Source organism: Rubrilithobacter danxiaensis, from assembly GCF_047272945.1.
Taxonomy (GTDB): domain Bacteria; phylum Bacteroidota; class Bacteroidia; order Sphingobacteriales; family Sphingobacteriaceae; genus Rubrolithibacter; species Rubrolithibacter danxiaensis.
In genome coordinates this window covers 13,324-32,143 of record NZ_JBKOPS010000002.1, presented here as the reverse complement: position 1 = coordinate 32,143, position 18,820 = coordinate 13,324, and the positions used below count along the sequence as shown (strand labels likewise).

13 protein-coding genes are annotated in these 18,820 nt (G+C 42.3%); 3 read left to right on the top strand and 10 right to left on the bottom strand.

What is annotated here, in order from left to right:
- Positions 1-6: 6 nt before the first annotated feature.
- The 3 genes from ACLCDL_RS02165 to ACLCDL_RS02155 all read right to left on the bottom strand — a co-directional run bounded on the left by ACLCDL_RS02165 (position 7) and on the right by ACLCDL_RS02155 (position 3,415).
- Positions 7-1,719 carry an IlvD/Edd family dehydratase gene (locus tag ACLCDL_RS02165; protein WP_423146384.1) on the bottom strand — a complete coding sequence of 571 codons (1,713 nt, stop codon included), beginning with the start codon at positions 1,717-1,719 and terminating at the stop codon, positions 7-9.
- Between the two features lie 46 nt (positions 1,720-1,765).
- A complete protein-coding gene (locus ACLCDL_RS02160; RefSeq protein ID WP_423146383.1) occupies positions 1,766-2,659 on the bottom strand; it encodes an aldo/keto reductase in 894 nt (297 codons plus the stop codon).
- Positions 2,660-2,770: 111 nt separating this feature from the next.
- Positions 2,771-3,415, bottom strand: coding sequence for a LuxR C-terminal-related transcriptional regulator (locus ACLCDL_RS02155; RefSeq protein ID WP_423146382.1), 645 nt, complete (start codon positions 3,413-3,415; stop codon positions 2,771-2,773).
- 378 nt (positions 3,416-3,793) lie between these two features.
- Here ACLCDL_RS02155 and ACLCDL_RS02150 point away from each other — a divergent pair, with 378 nt between their 5' ends.
- Complete coding sequence (locus ACLCDL_RS02150) at positions 3,794-7,231, top strand: patatin-like phospholipase family protein (protein ID WP_423146381.1); 3,438 nt, start codon at positions 3,794-3,796, stop codon at positions 7,229-7,231.
- A 28-nt stretch (positions 7,232-7,259) separates the two neighbouring features.
- Positions 7,260-8,801 carry a hypothetical protein gene (locus tag ACLCDL_RS02145; protein WP_423146380.1) on the top strand — a complete coding sequence of 514 codons (1,542 nt, stop codon included), beginning with the start codon at positions 7,260-7,262 and terminating at the stop codon, positions 8,799-8,801.
- Here the strand turns inward: ACLCDL_RS02145 and ACLCDL_RS02140 are convergent.
- Positions 8,787-9,374 carry an N-acetylmuramidase family protein gene (locus tag ACLCDL_RS02140; RefSeq protein WP_423146379.1) on the bottom strand — a complete coding sequence of 196 codons (588 nt, stop codon included), beginning with the start codon at positions 9,372-9,374 and terminating at the stop codon, positions 8,787-8,789. The two genes, ACLCDL_RS02145 and ACLCDL_RS02140, sit on opposite strands and share 15 nt — an antisense overlap.
- A gap of 694 nt (positions 9,375-10,068) precedes the next feature.
- Between ACLCDL_RS02140 and ACLCDL_RS02135 the strand changes: the two genes are divergently transcribed.
- A complete protein-coding gene (locus ACLCDL_RS02135) occupies positions 10,069-10,479 on the top strand; it encodes a transposase (RefSeq protein ID WP_423146378.1) in 411 nt (136 codons plus the stop codon).
- Between the two features lie 364 nt (positions 10,480-10,843).
- Here ACLCDL_RS02135 and ACLCDL_RS02130 read toward each other — a convergent pair whose 3' ends face one another.
- The 6 genes from ACLCDL_RS02130 to ACLCDL_RS02105 all read right to left on the bottom strand — a co-directional run bounded on the left by ACLCDL_RS02130 (position 10,844) and on the right by ACLCDL_RS02105 (position 18,780).
- Positions 10,844-13,990 (bottom strand): DEAD/DEAH box helicase, encoded by a 3,147-nt coding sequence (locus ACLCDL_RS02130; protein WP_423146377.1) that lies wholly within the window; start codon positions 13,988-13,990, stop codon positions 10,844-10,846.
- Complete coding sequence (locus tag ACLCDL_RS02125; protein WP_423146376.1) at positions 13,980-14,372, bottom strand: (deoxy)nucleoside triphosphate pyrophosphohydrolase; 393 nt, start codon at positions 14,370-14,372, stop codon at positions 13,980-13,982. Before ACLCDL_RS02125 ends, ACLCDL_RS02130 begins: the two co-directional genes overlap by 11 nt.
- Before the next feature lie 186 nt (positions 14,373-14,558).
- Positions 14,559-14,990: a nuclear transport factor 2 family protein gene (locus ACLCDL_RS02120; protein WP_423146375.1), complete on the bottom strand. Its 432-nt coding sequence runs from the start codon at positions 14,988-14,990 to the stop codon at positions 14,559-14,561.
- 33 nt (positions 14,991-15,023) lie between these two features.
- The gene (locus ACLCDL_RS02115; protein WP_423146374.1) at positions 15,024-16,169 is read right to left on the bottom strand and encodes a bile acid:sodium symporter family protein; all 1,146 of its coding nucleotides are present in this window, start codon (positions 16,167-16,169) and stop codon (positions 15,024-15,026) included.
- Between the two features lie 137 nt (positions 16,170-16,306).
- Positions 16,307-17,806, bottom strand: a complete 1,500-nt coding sequence (locus tag ACLCDL_RS02110) for a mandelate racemase/muconate lactonizing enzyme family protein (RefSeq protein WP_423146373.1) — start codon at positions 17,804-17,806, stop codon at positions 16,307-16,309.
- A gap of 35 nt (positions 17,807-17,841) precedes the next feature.
- Positions 17,842-18,780: an RraA family protein gene (locus ACLCDL_RS02105; RefSeq protein WP_423146372.1), complete on the bottom strand. Its 939-nt coding sequence runs from the start codon at positions 18,778-18,780 to the stop codon at positions 17,842-17,844.
- Positions 18,781-18,820 lie beyond the last annotated feature (40 nt).

Sequence of the window (18,820 nt, the reverse complement as noted above, 5' to 3'; positions counted from 1 at the left end):
CCTTTTCTAATGCGAATCCCTTGTTACTTCGCTGCCTGATTTTCCTACCAAAAAATCCATATCCGCCCCAAGATGAGCCTGCTGTACATGCCTGATATACATACTTACATAACCTCTTTCTGTAGCAGGGGGTTGAGACTTCCAGTTTTGCTTTCTTTGCTCCAGCTCTGCGTTAGTAAGGTGAATGTACAAAGATCGTTCAGGAACATTCAGAGTAATGAGGTCTCCGGTTTGTACTACGCTGAAGTTGCCTCCCGTAGCCGCTTCAGGCGAGGCGTGTAAAACCACAGTTCCGAACCCTGTACCGCTCATCCTGCCATCGGAGATGCGGACCATATCTGTAATTCCCTTTGAAAGAAGCTTTTTTGGCAATCCCATATTTCCAACTTCGGGCATCCCAGGATAACCTTTCGGCCCAACATTTTTTAATACCAGCACGTTAGTTTCATCTACTTCCAGTGCCGGGTCATCAATCCTGTTCTTATAATCTTCAATATTTTCAAAAACAATGGCTTTACCGGTATGCTGCATTAATTCAGGACTTGCTGCGGAAGGTTTAATAACTGCACCGTTCTCACAAAGATTTCCCTTTAAAACAACCACACCTGAAACGGGATTGAAAGGGGTATCAACCGTAGTAATCACATCGCGATTATACGATTCACTGCTTTCATAATTCTGTTCAATTGTCTTACCGTTAACCGTGATACAATCCTTATTTAAAAATTGATCAAGTTCCTTCAAAACGGCAGGAAGGCCTCCGGCATAATACAGATCTTCCATGAAATACTTCCCTGATGGCTGCAAATTAGCTATTAAAGGGATGCCCGACGCGAATTTATTGAAATCATCCAAAGATAGCTCTACTCCTATCCGGCCGGCAATTGCAAGCAGATGAATGATAAAATTAGTTGATCCGCCTATTGCGGCATTGGTAATTATTGCATTTTCAAACGCTTTCCGGGTCAGAATGTCGGATAGCTTCCTATCCTCCTTCACCATTTCCACCATGCGCAAACCGCTTAACTGGGCAAGTACTTTCCGCCGGGCATCGGCCGCAGGAATTGCAGCATTTCCGGGTAAAGAAATTCCCAACGCTTCTACCATACATGCCATAGACGATGCGGTACCCATCACAGCACAATGACCCCGACTCCGGCACATACTTGCTTCGAGCGCCAAAAATTCCTCCTGGGTAATTTTCTCTCCCCGTAGCTCGTCCTGATACCGCCATACATCGCTGGTTCCGACAGGAAGGCCACGGTGGCGACCTGTCAGCATAGGCCCGCCAGATACGACAATAGCCGGAATATCAACACTGCAAGCGCCCATAACCAGGGCAGGAGTTGTTTTATCGCAGCCGCATAGCAATACCACACCGTCAAGCGGATTAGCCCTGATTGATTCCTCCACATCCATGCTCAGCAAATTGCGGTACAGCATGGCAGTAGGTTTCATCAATGTTTCACCTAAAGACATCACCGGAAATTCAACCGGAAAACCGCCGGCTTCATACACTCCCCGTTTAACAGATTCGGCCAGTTCACGGAAATGTGCATTGCAGGGAGTGAGTTCAGACCATGTATTGCAAATGCCGATAACAGGTTTATTGTTGAATTCATAATCAGGAATTCCCTGATTTTTCATCCATGCACGATAAATGAACCCATCTTTACCGGTACGGCCAAACCAGTTGCTGCTGCGTAACTTTTTTTCCATCAGAATCTGTTCAGAATTCAGAAATTATTCTTAAGCCCCGATATTTTTATAAATCCTCGCGTGAAGCCGCATACAATTCGTACCAGTCCTGCCGGTCAAGGTCAATATCGAACGCATTTACAATGTGGCGTATGCGTTGTTCGCTGGTTGTTCCTATTAAAGGCAATGCACCCAATTTTACCAGCCAGGCTACGGCTATTGATTCGATATCTGTTCCGTAACGCACACTCACTTCCTCCAGCTTTGTACGCACTTTTACAGGCAGATAGTCTGCCCCTACAGCAATTCTTCCTGCCGCAAGTGGTGAAGATGCAAGCGGGCGCATGTAGCGTTGTTTTATGTAATCGATCTGCCCGTTATCCAAAGCGGAGGTATTAAGCAGGTTAAGTTCAATATGATTGGTTACAATCGGAGTTTTTAAATACGAGGCTAAAAGCTGGTGCTGGAAAACAGAAAAATTAGCTACGCCTATATTCCTTACCTTTCCCGACTCCTTAAGCCGCAGCAAGGCCATCGCCGTTTCTTCGAGATCGGAAACAGGATCAAGATGGTTGAGTAAAAAAATATCGATATAATCAGTTCTAAGCTTACGCAGCGAATTCTCAACGCTTGCTAATATATGCGTACTCGAACTGTCATAGTGAGGAACCCGTACATCGGGTTGGCTCGGATGCGGCAGCCTTAACCCGCATTTTGTAAACAGAACAATATCTTCTCGTTTAAAAGATTTCTGAGCAATCAGTCTTCCGAATATTTCTTCGCATTGATACGATCCGTAAATATCTGCATGATCAAAAGTGTTAATGCCCAATTCAAGGCAAAGATTAACGATTCGTTCCATGGTTAATGCCGGATCGTCAATTTCTGTATTCCATCTGTAAAAACCGTAAATAGCAGGTGATACTTTTGGGCCTGCGTCGCTGAGATATATTTTATGCATTACAACTAATTTAACTTAAAATACTTGTCAGCTGTTATGATAGCTGCTTTATTAAAAACAGCAAGATAATGATAAAGTTGGAGTATCAGTAGGGGGTTTTAAAGATAATGTTCAGAATTGCAGCAGCCTGTTTTTAATACCGTAAAGAACCAATCCTACGCGACTTTTAACATTCAGCTTATCAAACAGATGATCGCGGTAACCGTCTACAGTACGGGCGCTTACGCAAAGCCTGTCGGCAATTTCTTTATAGGTAAGTTCACTTGCCGATAGCTGCATGAATTCTATTTCGCGTTTATTCAGTTTTACCTGGTCAAAGGAAGAAGTACGCTTTTTAGAAATGCTGTTCACCAGGAATTCGGTAATAAAAGGCGGGTAAAAATATCCTCCGGATGCAACCGTATTCAATGCCGATTTAAAGCTTTCTGCTTCTGTATCTTTTAGCAAAAAGCCCTTAACAGTTAAATTAATTAAGTTTAATACATCTTCTTCGCGTTCTTCTATAGACAAGCAAATGATATTGATTGCAGGATAATTTTTGCGTATCAGGGCTGTGGTTTCATAAGCTTCTTTGCCCGCCATATTAAAATCAATAAGAATTATTTCGGGTTTCCCTTTTATAGCCAGGTTTTGTGTTAGTTCTGCCACATCTTTTGCTTCAAACAAAATAGTGTAATTAGGAAAAAAATTACTGATTAGACTCCTGATACCACAATTAAAGAGTTTATGGGCTCCAATAATTGCAATGCTATTCATTGCCATATGTCAAAAAAATTAGGTAGTGTGCAGATGTAGTATTAAGAGAATTAGCAGGAACCCGAGGCTAGCAATCTTCAGTCATCGGATGCCGCTTTTACCTGATTCTTACTCTTTCCTTATATCTAATTTACCCCTATTCAGAAATAAAAACAAATTTTTCAGAAAATTTAATCGTACTCATTTTGGTTGATTTTAATGTTGGATTAATTTCCTTTAACTTCAGCGCAGGTCAATTCAATTCCGGTAAAAGCCTGTTAAACTAAGAAAAACACCCTTCAAATTCCGTTAAAACACGCTGTGGTGAAAGATTATAAGACTTACCTTTAGTTTATTAACCAATAAAAACCCTATACATCCGCTTATTTATTAACTACTATGGAGGCTGTACAAGATTTGGCTGCCAGGGCCATCTCATTCATTGGATTGATACAAGACATTGTTATTAAAATCAATGCAGAATTACCTGAAAAAAACTTCCTGAAATTAACCTCCACTCCTTCCGACTTTATTATTAATGAGTTACAGGATTATATAATCAATGAAAAGAATAAAAACACCAAAAAACGTTTAGTCGAATTACTTCTTATTAAGGATCAGACAGCCCGTCCAAAAATTGCTGTTGCCTATTTTATTACGATGGTAGCGCCTTTATTAAAATGGCTGCGGGAAAAAGAAGAAGTACAAAACCTGTTAAAAGACGAACCCGCTACCTATCCGTCTATGCATGACTGGCGTGAAGTAATCCGCACTATATTATATGCTGAACCGACTGAACGACTGGAACTTTGCAACATTTTACATTACCTGCCCATTATTATTGTACTGGCTTTAGGAGGAGGAGAAAATAACGCGTCAGAACAACGGGCTTTTCAATTATGGAATGTACCTGCAGCTGTGGCAGAAACGCTGCTTCCAAAAAGAGAATTTAATAAGTGGGAAAAATGGCAAAGCGAAATCGGAGACAACGCAGAAAAACTTTTACTGGATCAGCAGTATCTCATGACTGAACTGGTTCAAAAGGAAATTCCGCTGCCCTTTGAATTTGTTTTCCTGGAAGAGTTAAAAGAAATAGTAAAAAGCAGGAAAAAAAGGCTTTCATCACCCGAAAAACAGGATGAGGAACATTTCCTTCCTGACAATCCAGTTCAAAAGGCCGAAAACATGAACCTGTTTGCCCTGGCTTTTTCCGGTGGAGGAATACGTTCTGCAACGTTCAATCTGGGTGTTTTGCAGGCTTTTGCCAAAGCAGACATTCTTCCCAAAATAGATTACCTTTCAACGGTTTCGGGCGGCGGCTATATCGGCTCCTGGCTCGCTGCCTGGATAAAGAGAGAAGGAACCGTTCCCGAAGTAGAATCATGCCTGAATCCGGATGAGTCACGAAATCCCTTTGGCGAAGAAGTGAGGCCGATACGATGGCTTAGAATGTACAGCAATTATCTCAGCCCTAATTCAAGCATCATGTCCATTGATGCCTGGACAATGGGCCTTACCTGGATACGGAACACCCTTTTGAACCAGGTAATTATCATTTTTCTTTTTGCAGCGGCCCTTTCTACCGGGGCTATTCTTTTTTATACCTGGGATTTTTACATTGTTTGGCCTGATGCCAGGGAAAGCGGCAAAGTTTGGGTCTGGAGTTTAGGCTTGCTTTTAGCAGGTGCGGTTCTTGCAGGCTGGGGAATGTCTGCTTTTAATTCAAGAAAGCTTTTTCCGGGCAGCCCTTTAAGCAGAGACCAGTCGGCTACGTTGATTTTCTGCCTTACCCTCCTTACTTTTTTAACTGCCTATCTTACCAGCGGCTGGCTATTTTCAAGGAGTTATATTCATATCGCAGATTCCGGCAGGATTCCTTTCGCCGAAAAGATTGATATACTAAAGCCCGCGGCTCTGGTAGGCTTTTTCGCCCTGCTGCTGGTGGCCATTCTGGGCAGGTATGATCAATGCCTGCCGGATACCGGCGAATACAAGCTGTTGCTTAAGAAAGTACTGGCATATATTTATATTATAGTCGCTTCGGCAGTTGCAGCTATTACAGGACTGATAGCCATGGCAATAGTATGGCATTTTATTGAATATATCGCCCAGCATGCTTACAGGTCGGAGTTTTTAACAGACCGTTTAACTCACCGCTTTTATACGGGCATGGCCTTTTGCCTGGGCATTCCCCTCGTTTTGGAAGTTATTACGCTTACTGTAATTACCCGGATGGGAATGCTTGGTCCGTTTTTCCCCGACGAGCGCAGGGAATGGTGGGGACGGGTGGGGGCAGTAGTACACCGTATTGCCTTTTTGTGGATCATAATAACCGGAACAGCTTTGCTATCGGGAGAATTTATGCTTTATGCTTACCGAAGATGGAAACCCGAATTTATAACCATAACAGGTGGTTGGGCCGCGATAGTTGGCGCTGCAGTAAAGCTGGCCTTTAGTTCCAAAACATCCGGAGATAAAAAGTCGGGCAATAAAATGGCCTCTTTTCTCGATATCGTTGTTCGTGGTGCCCCCTATTTTTTTGGTTTCGGACTGCTCATTCTCCTTTCAACACTTGTGCACTGGATCCTTATTCACCTTTGGGGAACTGCGGTGCCGGATGCGTCCTGGAAGAATATGTGGAACGATAGTTCAGAAAAGATAAACAGTGCTATCCTGTGGAGCCTCTTCTGTGCCGGAATATTTATCGGCGCTACCTGCATTTTAGCTTATACGGTTGGGGTAAATGAATTTTCCATGCACCATTTTTACCGCAACAGGCTGGCAAGGGCTTACCTTGCAGCAAGCCGCCGACGTGCCGAACGAAGCAAAACAGTAAATCCGTTTACCAGATTTGACAACAATCAGGATGACATTAAACTTCACGAGCTTCAAACTAAAGAAGGGTATTATGGTCCTTATCCCATCTTAAATACCGCTTTAAATGCAACACAGGTTTCGCAGCTTGACAGGCAGGACAGGCAAGCCGAATCTTTTACGTTCTCCCCGCTGTATTGCGGCTTTGATTTTAACCGTAACAGGGCATCAGCCGATTCGAAAAATAAATCCTACGATTATGCCTATCGGCCTACCGGGAATTATGCGTATCCCAACGGACCGGCATTAGGAACTGCGATGGCCATATCGGGTGCTGCGGCGAACCCCAACCAGGGATATCACTCCTCGTCTGCAACTGCTTTCCTGATGACGCTTTTCAATGTCCGTTTAGGGTGGTGGATAGGGAATCCCCGCCGTAAGACCTGGAAAAAAGCCGACCCGGCATTTGGAATAGCCTACCTGATCGCCGACCTTATCGGTAAATCGAATACAGACGACCTGTATGTTTGCCTCTCTGACGGCGGTCATTTCGATAACATGGGACTATACGAATTGGTACGCAGGCGATGCCGTTATATTATTTTAAGCGATGCCGAACAGGACGCGAAATTTACCTGCGAAGGGCTGGCGAATGCACTAAGACGTTGCAGAATAGACTTTGGAGTTGAAATAAGGATTGATGTAAGCGACATTACTAAACGTGACCCGGAAACCGGTTTTTCAAGCAAGTATTTTACCTGGGGAACTATCTTATATCCGGAAGATCCTGTTGATTCTCCTTCGGGGATTCTTGTTTATATCAAATCTTCATTGACGGGGCGGAAGGAAGAATCGGTGGACCTGAGGGAATATGCAATTGCAAACCCTTCATTTCCGCACCAGACAACCGGAGACCAGTTCTTTGACGAATCGCAATTTGAGAGTTACCGCAAACTGGGCTTTACTGCCGGAGAAGCGGCAATAACTGATCCGGGGGTAAGAAAAGTGCTAAAACTATCCTGAAACAAAACCATTCAAATCATCCATTTATATGAATCCTGAAGATAAAAATACCGGTATGCTGCCGCATTTCTTTGTCGATATTCATTGCCACCCATCCGTTAAACCTTACGCCCGCAGCTTTCGTGATAACCCCGGCCATCAGAAGCACGATGCAAGCGATTCTTCCTCTATGTGGTATTCTGATAAACCAACCCTGTTTGATAAGCTGAAAAATTACGTTGCTTCTTTAACCAATTTCATCCAGGCCGATGCCGCTTCTTTATTAAAAGGTCGTGTAGCCATAGTGTGCCTTTCCTTTTATCCGCAGGAAAAAGCATTTTTTGTAAATAAGGCCGGTACCGGTTTACCTTCCGACCTGATGACAATGCTTGTTACCGAATTTGGTAAAGAACGGATCGATTACATCCAGGAATACACCAGCTACTGGGAAGACCTGAAAAAGGAAATGAACTTTTTGTGCCAGCAGGAAAATATGCCGATAGAAGTGAACGGAAAATCTGTACGTTATAGCATTGCCCGCTCATATGATGATATTGAACTTGCTGCCCGCAGCGGGGAACTGGGGGAAACCCTGGTAGTTTTTGTTCCTACAATTGAAGGCGGCCATATCTTTGACCAGATAATCAACTCAACATTGAAATGGGATGAAGTTCAGAATGAAGTGCGGGAAGAAAAACTGAACACGGTACTTCAGCGGGTAAAGGAACTGAGAGCCGGCAAAGACGGAATGATACGGCCGGTATTTATGACTCTTGCCCATCATTTCTGGAACGGCTTATGCGGCCACGAAAGAAGCCTCGGTTCGATTGTGCGGTGTGCCATTGACCAGGAAAACGGCTTGAAGCAGGGATTTACCTCAGCAGGGAAAGAAGTAGTACGGGCGCTCTTAAGGGACGAGACGGATGAAAGCCAGATTATAATTCCGCCGGTTTATATCGATATCAAGCACATGAGCAGGTTATCGCGTGAGCAATATTTCCTGATGCTGGATACAGAATTTGCAGACAGGAACATCCCGGTTATAGCCAGCCATGCGGGTGTAACCGGATTATCCAAGCCGGGGGGAAGCGCCGTAACTGCTGCAGCGCAAGAAGGTCTTTTTATGCAGGACCCAATTAATATTTATGATGATGAACTACTGAGAATTGAATCTTCCGGCGGACTGTTCGGCATACAGCTGGACGAACGCAGGATAGGATCAAAACAAGCATTGCGTTCGGCGAGGGGAAATATCAGCCGGAGGGAAATATTATACCACTGGTCGAAACTGGTATGGAATCAAATACGACACGTTGCCGAAGTTCTGGATTATGCAGGGAGGTATTCGTGGAACATACAATGCCTGGGAACCGACTTCGACGGGATTATTGACCCGATAAACGGATACTGGACCGCGGAATCGATAGATGACCTGGATGATTACCTGTTAAAACATGCTTACAATTATCTGAAGGAGATAAAAGAACCTTGTTCCCTGACACAGGAACGCAACCGTATTATTTCCCCCGAAGAAGTGGTAGACCGGGTAATGACCAGTAATGCGCTGGCTTTTTTATCAACCTACTACTGATGGATTAAGAAGTTCGGGGTTACTGTATTTAAGGTACGCAGCCAGCAGTTTCTTATCGTACTGGTTCTTTTCGTACAGCGGACCGTTATACTTGCGGGCAAAATCCTTCCAGCGGTGTTCACGAAGTTCGTCGCCGAGGTAAACACTTTGTACGTAGCGGCAGAAGGCTTCGAGGTGGTTCTTCTCATCTACTTTTAAAAAGTCCACAAAGTCTCCTACCTTTTTAAAGCCGCATAAACTGAAGTTAAAGCCCATGATCTGGAATCTTCCCCAGGAGCAGGAAAACATAGCGGCGGTCTTATCCAAACGGAAAGCTTCGCTAAATCGATGGTATTCCGCTTCCCCGCGAACGTAATATTTTGAAGTCCATTTTGGATAGGATAGTGTGGGGTGGCTTTTATCGTATTTGCCGTGTGTGTATTTATGAAAAACATGCCCTTCGAACAGTACCCTTACCTTGCCCGACTTGAGAAAGCCTGAGCCGGAACTTTCAACTTCTGAAACCGCTTTAATAGCCGCCACATCGCAATCAATTGATTGGGCCACATCGTGAAACATTTCTTCTGTAATCATAACCCTGGTTATTATGCTAAGTACCTAATATCCTGACTCTTCTTCCCCCGAAATCACTATGTAATTTACTATTATTTTATTAAGAATATATGAAATGGAATTAATAAAAAACATAGCTTTTGGCAGGATCATCCCGGTTGTGTTTATGCTCTGTTTGGGATAGGAAGGAGTTGCGGAGCTTTCCTGAAGAATTGCGGAGCCATTCGGAAAACTTGCGGAGCTTTCCCCAAGAATTGCGGAGCTTTCCTGAAAACTTGCGGAGTCATTCCGAGAAGTTGCGGAGCCTTCCCGAAAAGTTGCGGAGCCTTCCCGAGAATTTGCGGAGCTTTCCGTTGCTAGCGCACGCGTGCCGCGTGTGATAATAAAAAAATTTCTTAGCTTTAAATTAAACTAACGGAAGGTAATTGAGCAGAAAGTATAAGTTTCTAAATAAAGAAGGTCTATATTTTGTAAGTTTTGCTACGGTAAATTGGATAGATGTATTTGTACGTCCAGCATATAATGACATTGTAGTTCAAAGTCTAAACTATTGCAGCGATAATATGGGTCTGGAATTATATTGCTGGTGTATCATGCCGAGCCATATCCATATTATTTTTCGTGCTAAAGAGAATAATCACCGTTGCTAGCGCACGCGTGCCGCGTGTGATAATAAAAAAATTTCTTAGCTTTAAATTAAACTAACGGAAGGTAATTGAGCAGAAAGTATAAGTTTCTAAATAAAGAAGGTCTATATTTTGTAAGTTTTGCTACGGTAAATTGGATAGATGTATTTGTACGTCCAGCATATAATGACATTGTAGTTCAAAGTCTAAACTATTGCAGCGATAATATGGGTCTGGAATTATATTGCTGGTGTATCATGCCGAGCCATATCCATATTATTTTTCGTGCTAAAGAGAATAATCCTGAGATTGTATTAGGCCGGTTTAAGGAATATACTTCTAAACAAATAGTGAAATCTATTGAAACAAACGTTCAGGAATCAAGAAAAGAATGGCTTTTATGGATGTTTAAAAGAGCTGCTTTAAAAAGTAGCAATGTTAAGCAGTATCAATTTTGGCAGCATCATAATAAACCTGTTGAATTATGGAGCCGGCAGTAATAGAACAAAAAGCAGAATATATTCATAATAATCCTGTAGAGGCTGGATTTGTAACAGAAGGATTTCATCATTATAAATGCCTTTCACCCACTGTCCGTAGAGTTAGCGCAGCGCTCTACGGATTCATTCATAAATAAGAGTCTCCGACTCGCCTTCATAACTTTAATCAATTTCCTTACGTTTTTCTCTAACGAGTCCAAGACCCTTCTTTTATTATTCAATCCGTAGTCCCTTACGCACAAAAGCAACGCTACAGACTACGGACAGTTAGGGGTATACCACCGCCCGACTTCTCAGGAATATTAGTTTATCAATAACCTAAGGTCCGAATGATATTTTCATAGGAGGACGATTTGGAGGCTTCTTAACCTACTGCTAATTTCCCACTCTCTTTCCACAAATAAGCAGGCATAGGTTCTTTTAATTTCCATTCTATATTCATCGGTTTTGAACCGCTTGACTTTGTAAAGTCTGCTTCACCTAAGAATACATAAGACATGGTAAAGCCATACTCATCATCATTCTGTTCGCGTACGAAAAGTAATATTTTCTTATCCAATTCAGATTGCTTTATGTATGATTGTCCTTTTGGTGATTCGGGAGCAGTAGCATTTTGTGACTGCCAGTGAAAGAGAAACTCATTGATGGCATAATCATCATAAAGGGTTGTAGGAGAATATTCTTTCTCTGATTTTTTTAATGTAACGAACAATGCTTCTACATTAAGCGCCTTATTCAATGCTACGCCTTCCCGATTGGAAGCGGCTTTATCGAAATTATGGAGACCTATTGCTACAAGAATTTCATCTCTATTGTATCTGCTGTGAATTTTTAAAGGAAAAGGAAAAGGCAGCTCAATATCCTTTTCTATAAAATCTATTTTCTCTATAAGGCAATCAATAAGTTCTTCCAATTCCAAAAGCATTACCGGATTTTTTAATAGTTGGGCTAAGCTTTCTGTTAAATCTGCAAACCCTAGTTCGAATCCTGCTTTTTGCCATACATCATAATGAAACATTAATAGCATTGATTCTTCAGTAGTTGTGAGCTTACTGGTCTTAAACCCATTTTGAATTAATCCTTTTATAAAGTTCAAGTAGCTATAGGAATTGCATTGTAGGAGCTTCTTTGACATTAAACGGGTCAGTTCAACTTCATTAGGTTCAGTAAAAGCAGGAATTTCTCCAGCATCGACACATAACCTTTTCCAACTCCCCTTTTTATAAATAAGAGGAAGATCTATATGGTTGAACTCTAAAAAGTTTTGAAGGGTTAACGACAATGTAGAGTTAAGTTTAAAAGCTCTTATTTTTGCAAGTAATTGATTTCTATTAAATCCAATTGCTTCCCTGATGTTTCTAAGTATAACTTCCTTAGCTTTTTTCTCTAAAATAATGGAGCAGCCTAAAGGCAAATGAGGAAATTCATCTTCGATTTCTTTCTCGATTGAAGTATGCGTTTTTCCGACTAGGGCTCTAAACTTATGTTCAAAGTCGTATTCTGCACGAGCATTACCGACAAAATCTAAAACTGTTAAACAATCTTTACCATCCGCCAATCTCAGTCCGCGGCCCAGTTGCTGTAAGAAGATAGTTAAACTCTCTGTAGGACGAAGGAAAAGAACGGTATCTATTTCAGGAATATCGACACCTTCGTTAAAGATGTCTACTACAAAGAGATAGTTGATTTCCTTGTTTCTAAGTCTGGCTCTTACCGGATCGCGATTCTGGGTATTACCGCTTGTTAAATAATCGGCCTTTAAACCTGCCATAGTAAATTTCTCGGCCATGTAATTCGCATGTGCCTGACTAACGCAAAAACCTAAAGCTCTAACTTCATTGACATCCGTCAAATATTTCTCGCAATTGGTTATTACCTCACCGACTCTTCTATCTTCTTCAGTATAAAGTTTCGTTAATTCGTTTATATCGTAACGCCCATTTCGCCATGAAACTTTACGAAGGTCAACAGTGTCGGAAACTGCAAAATATTGAAAAGGAGAAAGAAGCTTTCTATTAAGAGCTTCTGGTAAACGAATCTCTGCAGCAATGTTATTACAAAAGTCTTTTAATATATCCTCGCCGTCCATCCGTTCAGGTGTAGCGGTTAAGCCCAGTAAGATTTCAGGGTTAAACTTTTCTAATACCGGACGGTAGATAGAAGCGGCGATGTGATGTACTTCATCGATAATAATGAAATTGTAGAAATCAGCGGAAAGGGCTAATTCGGATATTTGGTTTTTGAGTGTATAGACTGACGCGAAAACGTATTCTAAGTTTGTAGGTTCCTGGCCGTCTACCCATAACTCTCCAAAGTTTGCCTCTCGTAAAACATGCTGAAAAGTTGTTTGAGCCTGTTCTAATATTTCCTTTCGATGTGCTATAAATAAAAGTCGTGCTCTTTGATTTTTTGCTTTAAAGCTTTTGTAGTCAAAAGCAGAAATGACAGTTTTGCCCGTACCTGTTGCGGCTACAACCAAATTTCTATTTCGTCCATGAATAAGTCTTTCTGAACTAAGTTTACTTAGTATTTCTTCCTGATAAGGGAAAGGCTTTAAATCGAAGAAGGTTATAGTTTCTTGCTTTCCGGAAGAACGTTGAATTCTTAAAGCTTTAACAAGCTTTTCTTTGTCACTGCCACTTTGATAAAATTCAAATTCTTTATCCTCCCAATAAGTCTCAAATGTCTTCTTGAATTTATCGATAATATGCCCAATCTCTTTGGTGGTAACTTTCAAATTCCACTCTAAGCCATTTGTCAGAGCTGATCTTGAAAGGTTTGAGGAGCCGATGTATCCGGTATGGAACCCCGTATTCCGAATGAATAAATATGCTTTTGCGTGCAACCGTTCATGTTCTGAATTATAAGAAACCTTTATTTCAGTATTCTTTAAGCCTGCTAAAAATTCAACTGCTTTTACATCTGTTGCCCCCATGTATGAGGTCGTTATTATCTTTAGTTTTCGACCGCTGTTTGTAAACTCTTCAAGCTCTTCTTTAAATATTCTGATTCCCGAGAATTTAATAAAGGAGACTAGCCAATAGATTTCATCTGCTGAAAGGATCTCTTTTCTTATTTCACTTTCTAGGGAAATGCCGACATTATTTCCTGTGAATAGCTCACTCTGAGTTAAGCGGGTATATGGAGTTATTTGCTTTAAGCGCTCGTCAAAATTAGTAAATGGAGAATCAAGCTTGGAAATTATTGCTTGCAAAACTTCACCGCTCTTTAAAAGATTATTGGAAATTTGCAGTTTTGGGAGCTCATCAATTAAAACCTGAATTAACTTATTTGATAGTTCTACTTGTCGAATTACGCTATCGTCGCCTTTAAACTCACTCAAGGCGAACCGTATGATATCTGACAAATACTGGCTTAGATACCTTGCAGCTTCTTCCTTGTCTAAAACAGAAGTTTTAACAAAAAATTCTTCTCCTTTAATAGACTGAAGTTTGTTGTAAAAAAGTTTATTAATTAATTGCTCGTAAAGGCCGAGCTCTTTACTCATCATATTGCTTTAGGTAAGCGTTAACAATTGGAATATCCGCCTCTGCCCAGTCCAAATCTAACAATTCATTTCGATTAAGCCATTTATATTGTGCATGCTCTCTTAATGAAATTTCCCCTTCTTTAATCTTGCAAACGAAGGGAATTAGGCGAATTGCTTTCGTGGCATATTGATGAATATTTGAATCGAGAAAGTACATTATTTGGATGCTTATACCGAGCTCTTCTTCAATCTCTCTAATTAAAGCATCTTCCGGACTTTCTCCTTTTTCTATTTTTCCCCCTGGAAATTCCCACTTCATTGGTAAAGTCATTAAAGCGCTCCTTTGAGCGACTAAAACTTGATGATTAGAATTTACGATGATTGCACATGTAACAAGAAGCATGAGGGAAAGGTAAAAAATTCTGTGAAAAGCAATAGAAGCAATCTAAACTTGATTGTAGCCCATACCGGCCTTGTGGCTAATGCCCGTGGAGTATGAGCGGAAAGCGGGACGGTAGATAGTTAAATGCTTCTGTCGATGCTTTTCTTAATTTACTAAACCTTTTAATCCTTACAAATAAGGAACAACTCACATCTTATACGCCTGCCTTGCCAGCAGTTTCCACTTGCCGTGCTGTTTTTGCCAGATGAGCATATTACCGATCTTTAAATTACCGGGAGTGCCGTTATTTGATATCTGCGAGGTAAAAATGTGCCTTACAATGGCTGTTTCTCCTGCAACTTTTATAGTTTGGTCCAGCAGATCAACCGTAATATAATCGAGCGGTTTTCCGCTTACTATTTCTTCCACAAACTCGGCTTTGTTCTGCACTTTTCCGCTTGAGTGGCCGTAAACCAGTTCGTCTGCGGCTATTGATTCCAGTATATTGCGGTCGGCATTTACTATTCCCTGTTTTAAGACTTCAACGGCGGCTGCCACTTCTTTTTCGTCTTTAGTTTGTGCAGTGGCGGTAACACCGCTTATTACAAACAGTATAAGCACGCTTACTATCGTTTTCATAAATTTTCTTATTAACTATTTCTTATTAGTGCTTCAGGAGTGTTTGGATGCTAATTGTGCAGCTTCTTCCCGGTAGCCCTGTTCAAATTCCTTCGGCGAATTCTTATGCCAGTAGGATGCTAAAATGGATCCGGTAACGTTCATCAATGGGCCGAATATCGCGGGAGCCAAACCAACCGTAGCTATTTTTCCCATTTCTTTTGCAATGCCCGAAGCGAGTCCGCCGTTTTGCATTCCTACTTCTATGGCCATGGTTCGGCAATCGCGTTCGCTCATTTTAAACAACCGGCCGGACCAGTACCCGAGTGTGTAGCCGCATAAATTATGCACCAGGACTATTAATAACAGTGCGGGACCAATAGTAAGCAAACTATCGCGTCCTGCGGCGGTGATAATGACGATAATAAAGGCAATTCCGGCCATAGATACTACAGGCATGGAAGCGTCGAGCCATTTGGCCTTTCCGCTTAAGAAATGATTAAACAACAGTCCGGCACCGATGGGAATAATCACCATTTTAATTATTTCCCACATCATATCCAGTACGTTGATCTCCACCAATGCTCCTGCAAATAATTTCATTAATACCGGTGTTACCAGCGGCGAAAGCATGGTTGAAACAGCGGTTATGGTAATTGACAAGGCCAGGTTTGCTTTAGCCAGGAATGAAATAACGTTGGATGCCATCCCATTTGGAGAGCAGCCGATCAGGATAACCCCGGCGGCGATCTCGGGAGCAAAATTAAAGAGGTTTATTCCGATGGCCGCAAGTGAAAAGCCCAGCAGCGGCATGATTATAAAATGACTGAACACCCCGATAAAGACTCCCCGGGGAGTTTTTATAACTCCTGCAAAATCCTTAAAGCTCATGGAGGTTCCCATTCCGAACATGATGACCTGGATAAGCGGGGTAATGAGGCCGGATAGTTTATACCCGTTGAGCGTAATAAAGTATTGAGGATAATATAAAGAGGTGGTTACAGCCGCAAAAATTACTACCGTATAGGCAAAGCCTTTAAGATGATCAAAGCCACGGAAGCCGACAGCAAGGGCGATGAAGAATATAATAAACGCAGGCCCGGCGTTCTGTATATTACCACTGATAGTAAGTACCAAGGCAACCAGAAGACTGAGGACAGCTAGTGCTATGGCAATTTTATAAGGGTTTATCTGTTTCAAAACGAACTATAATTTATGTAAGATAAGAACTCTGACAGATTAAAGAGAATGTCCGAAAGGTATCCTTTGACCGGCTTAGGATGACGAACGACAGGGTTAGGATGGCATCTTCCGGACATCTCTTACTAAACTAACAACTAACTAAAAACACGATCATGAGAACGCCGGTCATTCCACTCGGTAGTTGGAGCGAAATAACTTTTATCTTTCGGATGCAGGTGTTGTTTTACTACATCCTCGTTTAATTCGATTCCCAGGCCGGGTGCAGATAGCGGCACGTTGGCAAAACCTTTTGTAATCAGCTGGCGGCCGTCGGTAGTTTTTACGAGGCTTTCCCACCATGGTAAGTCCACCGAATGGTGTTCGAGCGCCAGGAAATTTTGAGTAGCGGCCGCACAATGTACGTTTGCCATAAAGGATACCGGTGTGCCAGCCTGGTGCATCGCCATTGCTATTCCGTGTTCTTCGGCGTAATCGCCGATGCGTTTCGTTTCTAAAAGTCCGCCGGAACTTGCCAGGTCGGGGTGAATGATATCCACGGCGTGATTATCAATAAGTGGCTTAAAGTTTTTAAGTAAATAGATGTCTTCACCGGTAAGTGTAGGGGTTTCTAAGGCATCAGACATGGTTCTCCACTGGTCTGTTAATTCCCAGGAAACAATATCTTCAAGCCAGGCGAGGCGGTATTTTTCGAGGGCTTTTCCCAGGCGGATGCCGTTATTCATATCGAAATGGCCGTAATGATCGGTCGACAGCGGTATTTCATACCCTACCAGCCTGCGCACATTTTCAACAATAGCTCCCAGTTCTTCCAGTCCTTTTTCTGTTATCTGGATCTGGGTGAAGGGATGGGCGGTATTTCCGTAAGACATGTAATTGCTCTGATCGCCCCATTGCGCTAAATCTCCTTTGGCGTTTTCCCAGAACTTCGAGTTGACCAACGTGCCCGGTTTCCCTTTCAGTTCACCGATAGATACGTCCATTTTTAGCCAGGTATATCCCTGGTCGTTGATGCGGTAATTGATGAGCTTCTTTTGTTCTTCGGGAGATCCTGCTTCGGGGGTATCGGCGTACAAACGGACTTTGTCACGATACCGACCGCCCAATAACTGCCATGCAGGAACGTTGTAAGCCTTGCCGCATAGATCCCATAAAGCCATTTCTACGCCGCAAACACCGCCCGCCTGGCGAGATGGTCCGCCAAACTGTTTAATTGCCTTGAAAATCATCTCGACATTGCAGGGGTTCATCCCCAGGATACGGCTCTTCAGCATAAGTGCATATTTCGGATCGGCGCCGTCCCGCACTTCTCCGAGGCCATAAATACCCTGGTTGGTGTCGATACGAATAATGGCCGTTCCGCCAAGGACGGTTGTTAAGGCATAACGAATGTCGGTGATCTTTAAATCTGAAGGATTGGAGGCTCTGCTAACTTTAGAGGTGGTTTGCGCTATGGTATCTTCTATTGAAAGGCTCATTAATCCGCCTAAAGCGATGCCGCCTATTGCAGTTTTCTTAAGAAAATTACGGCGACTGTCTGAAGTTGAGGGATTGTTGATTTCCGCCTTCGCAGCTGCTGCTTCTGTCTTTTCCTGTTCTTTATTTTGTGCTATGATCTGTTGTAAAATGCTTTTCATTTTAATAATTTCTATTTCAATTAATAATAAAGTGATTAATAATTACGCTCTTTTAAATAGTCGTCGAGCTCTTTTTTCGTCATTGGTAGTTTGCCGGGATAGTTATTGAGCCAGTTCAGGAAGTCCTTTTTAATTTCTTCGGTCCATTCGCTGTCAATTTGCCCGGCAAGGTATTTTTTCTCCCGCAGGCGCTGATGCCCGAATTCATCCCGCAAGGCAGTAACTTCTGATGTTATAACGAGGTCTTCTACCAGTGCGGCCGGAATGAAGATAGTTCCGTACTTTTTGGCAAGCACTACGTCACCGGGGAGAACCGTTGCACGGCCAATCCGGATGGGAGCATTGATGGTGGTGAGCATCATGTCTCGGATATAGGAAGGATCTTGTCCTTTTATCCAACCATTAAAGCCTTTTATTTCGCTAAGCCCTTCCTGGTCTCTTACGGATCCATAAAAAATAACGCCTTTATGAGATTTGGCATAGATGGAATTTCCGAGGTTGTCGCCGATTAATGTTCCATCGGCAATCTTTCCGTAACCGTCGGCAACATAAATATCCCCGTCAGTTAAAATATCTATGGGCCAGGAATTTGTCCCACCTTTCATAGACCTGTTTTCGGCCTTTCCCTGTTCTTTAACTACATTAACCAAATCTGGCCTGGAAGGCATGTACTGTGCTGTAACAACCCGGCCAACCATGGTACTGTCCGGATTGATGATCTGCCAGTCGCCTTCGTATTGATTTACATATCCCTTGTTTCGTAATACGCCCCATGCTTCTTCAATTGAAATATTTTTCAGGCGGTTAAGAATGGCGTCGGAAACTTTTGGCCTGCCATCTGCAAAACGCTCTCCCTTCCAGTCGGCAGTTAATTTTTTAATATACTCCGGCGAAGAGCCTACACGCTGAGCCTGAGCAAAAAAACTACTGAAAACAAGTGCCGAAGCAGTAATAAGAATTCTTTTTTTATTCATAATGGATTTAATAATTGGTTATCTATTCTTTAATTTAAAC

What these genes read in the sequence shown, in the direction of transcription:
- ACLCDL_RS02165 (WP_423146384.1), bottom strand. Translation starts at nt 1,719, where the DNA reads ATGGAAAAAAAGTTACGCAGCAGCAACTGGTTTGGCCGTACCGGTAAA.
- ACLCDL_RS02160 (WP_423146383.1), bottom strand. Translation starts at nt 2,659, where the DNA reads ATGCATAAAATATATCTCAGCGACGCAGGCCCAAAAGTATCACCTGCT.
- ACLCDL_RS02155 (WP_423146382.1), bottom strand. Translation starts at nt 3,415, where the DNA reads ATGAATAGCATTGCAATTATTGGAGCCCATAAACTCTTTAATTGTGGT.
- ACLCDL_RS02150 (WP_423146381.1), top strand. Translation starts at nt 3,794, where the DNA reads ATGGAGGCTGTACAAGATTTGGCTGCCAGGGCCATCTCATTCATTGGA.
- ACLCDL_RS02145 (WP_423146380.1), top strand. Translation starts at nt 7,260, where the DNA reads ATGAATCCTGAAGATAAAAATACCGGTATGCTGCCGCATTTCTTTGTC.
- ACLCDL_RS02140 (WP_423146379.1), bottom strand. Translation starts at nt 9,374, where the DNA reads ATGATTACAGAAGAAATGTTTCACGATGTGGCCCAATCAATTGATTGC.
- ACLCDL_RS02130 (WP_423146377.1), bottom strand. Translation starts at nt 13,990, where the DNA reads ATGATGAGTAAAGAGCTCGGCCTTTACGAGCAATTAATTAATAAACTT.
- ACLCDL_RS02125 (WP_423146376.1), bottom strand. Translation starts at nt 14,372, where the DNA reads ATGCTTCTTGTTACATGTGCAATCATCGTAAATTCTAATCATCAAGTT.
- ACLCDL_RS02120 (WP_423146375.1), bottom strand. Translation starts at nt 14,990, where the DNA reads ATGAAAACGATAGTAAGCGTGCTTATACTGTTTGTAATAAGCGGTGTT.
- ACLCDL_RS02110 (WP_423146373.1), bottom strand. Translation starts at nt 17,806, where the DNA reads ATGAAAAGCATTTTACAACAGATCATAGCACAAAATAAAGAACAGGAA.
- ACLCDL_RS02105 (WP_423146372.1), bottom strand. Translation starts at nt 18,780, where the DNA reads ATGAATAAAAAAAGAATTCTTATTACTGCTTCGGCACTTGTTTTCAGT.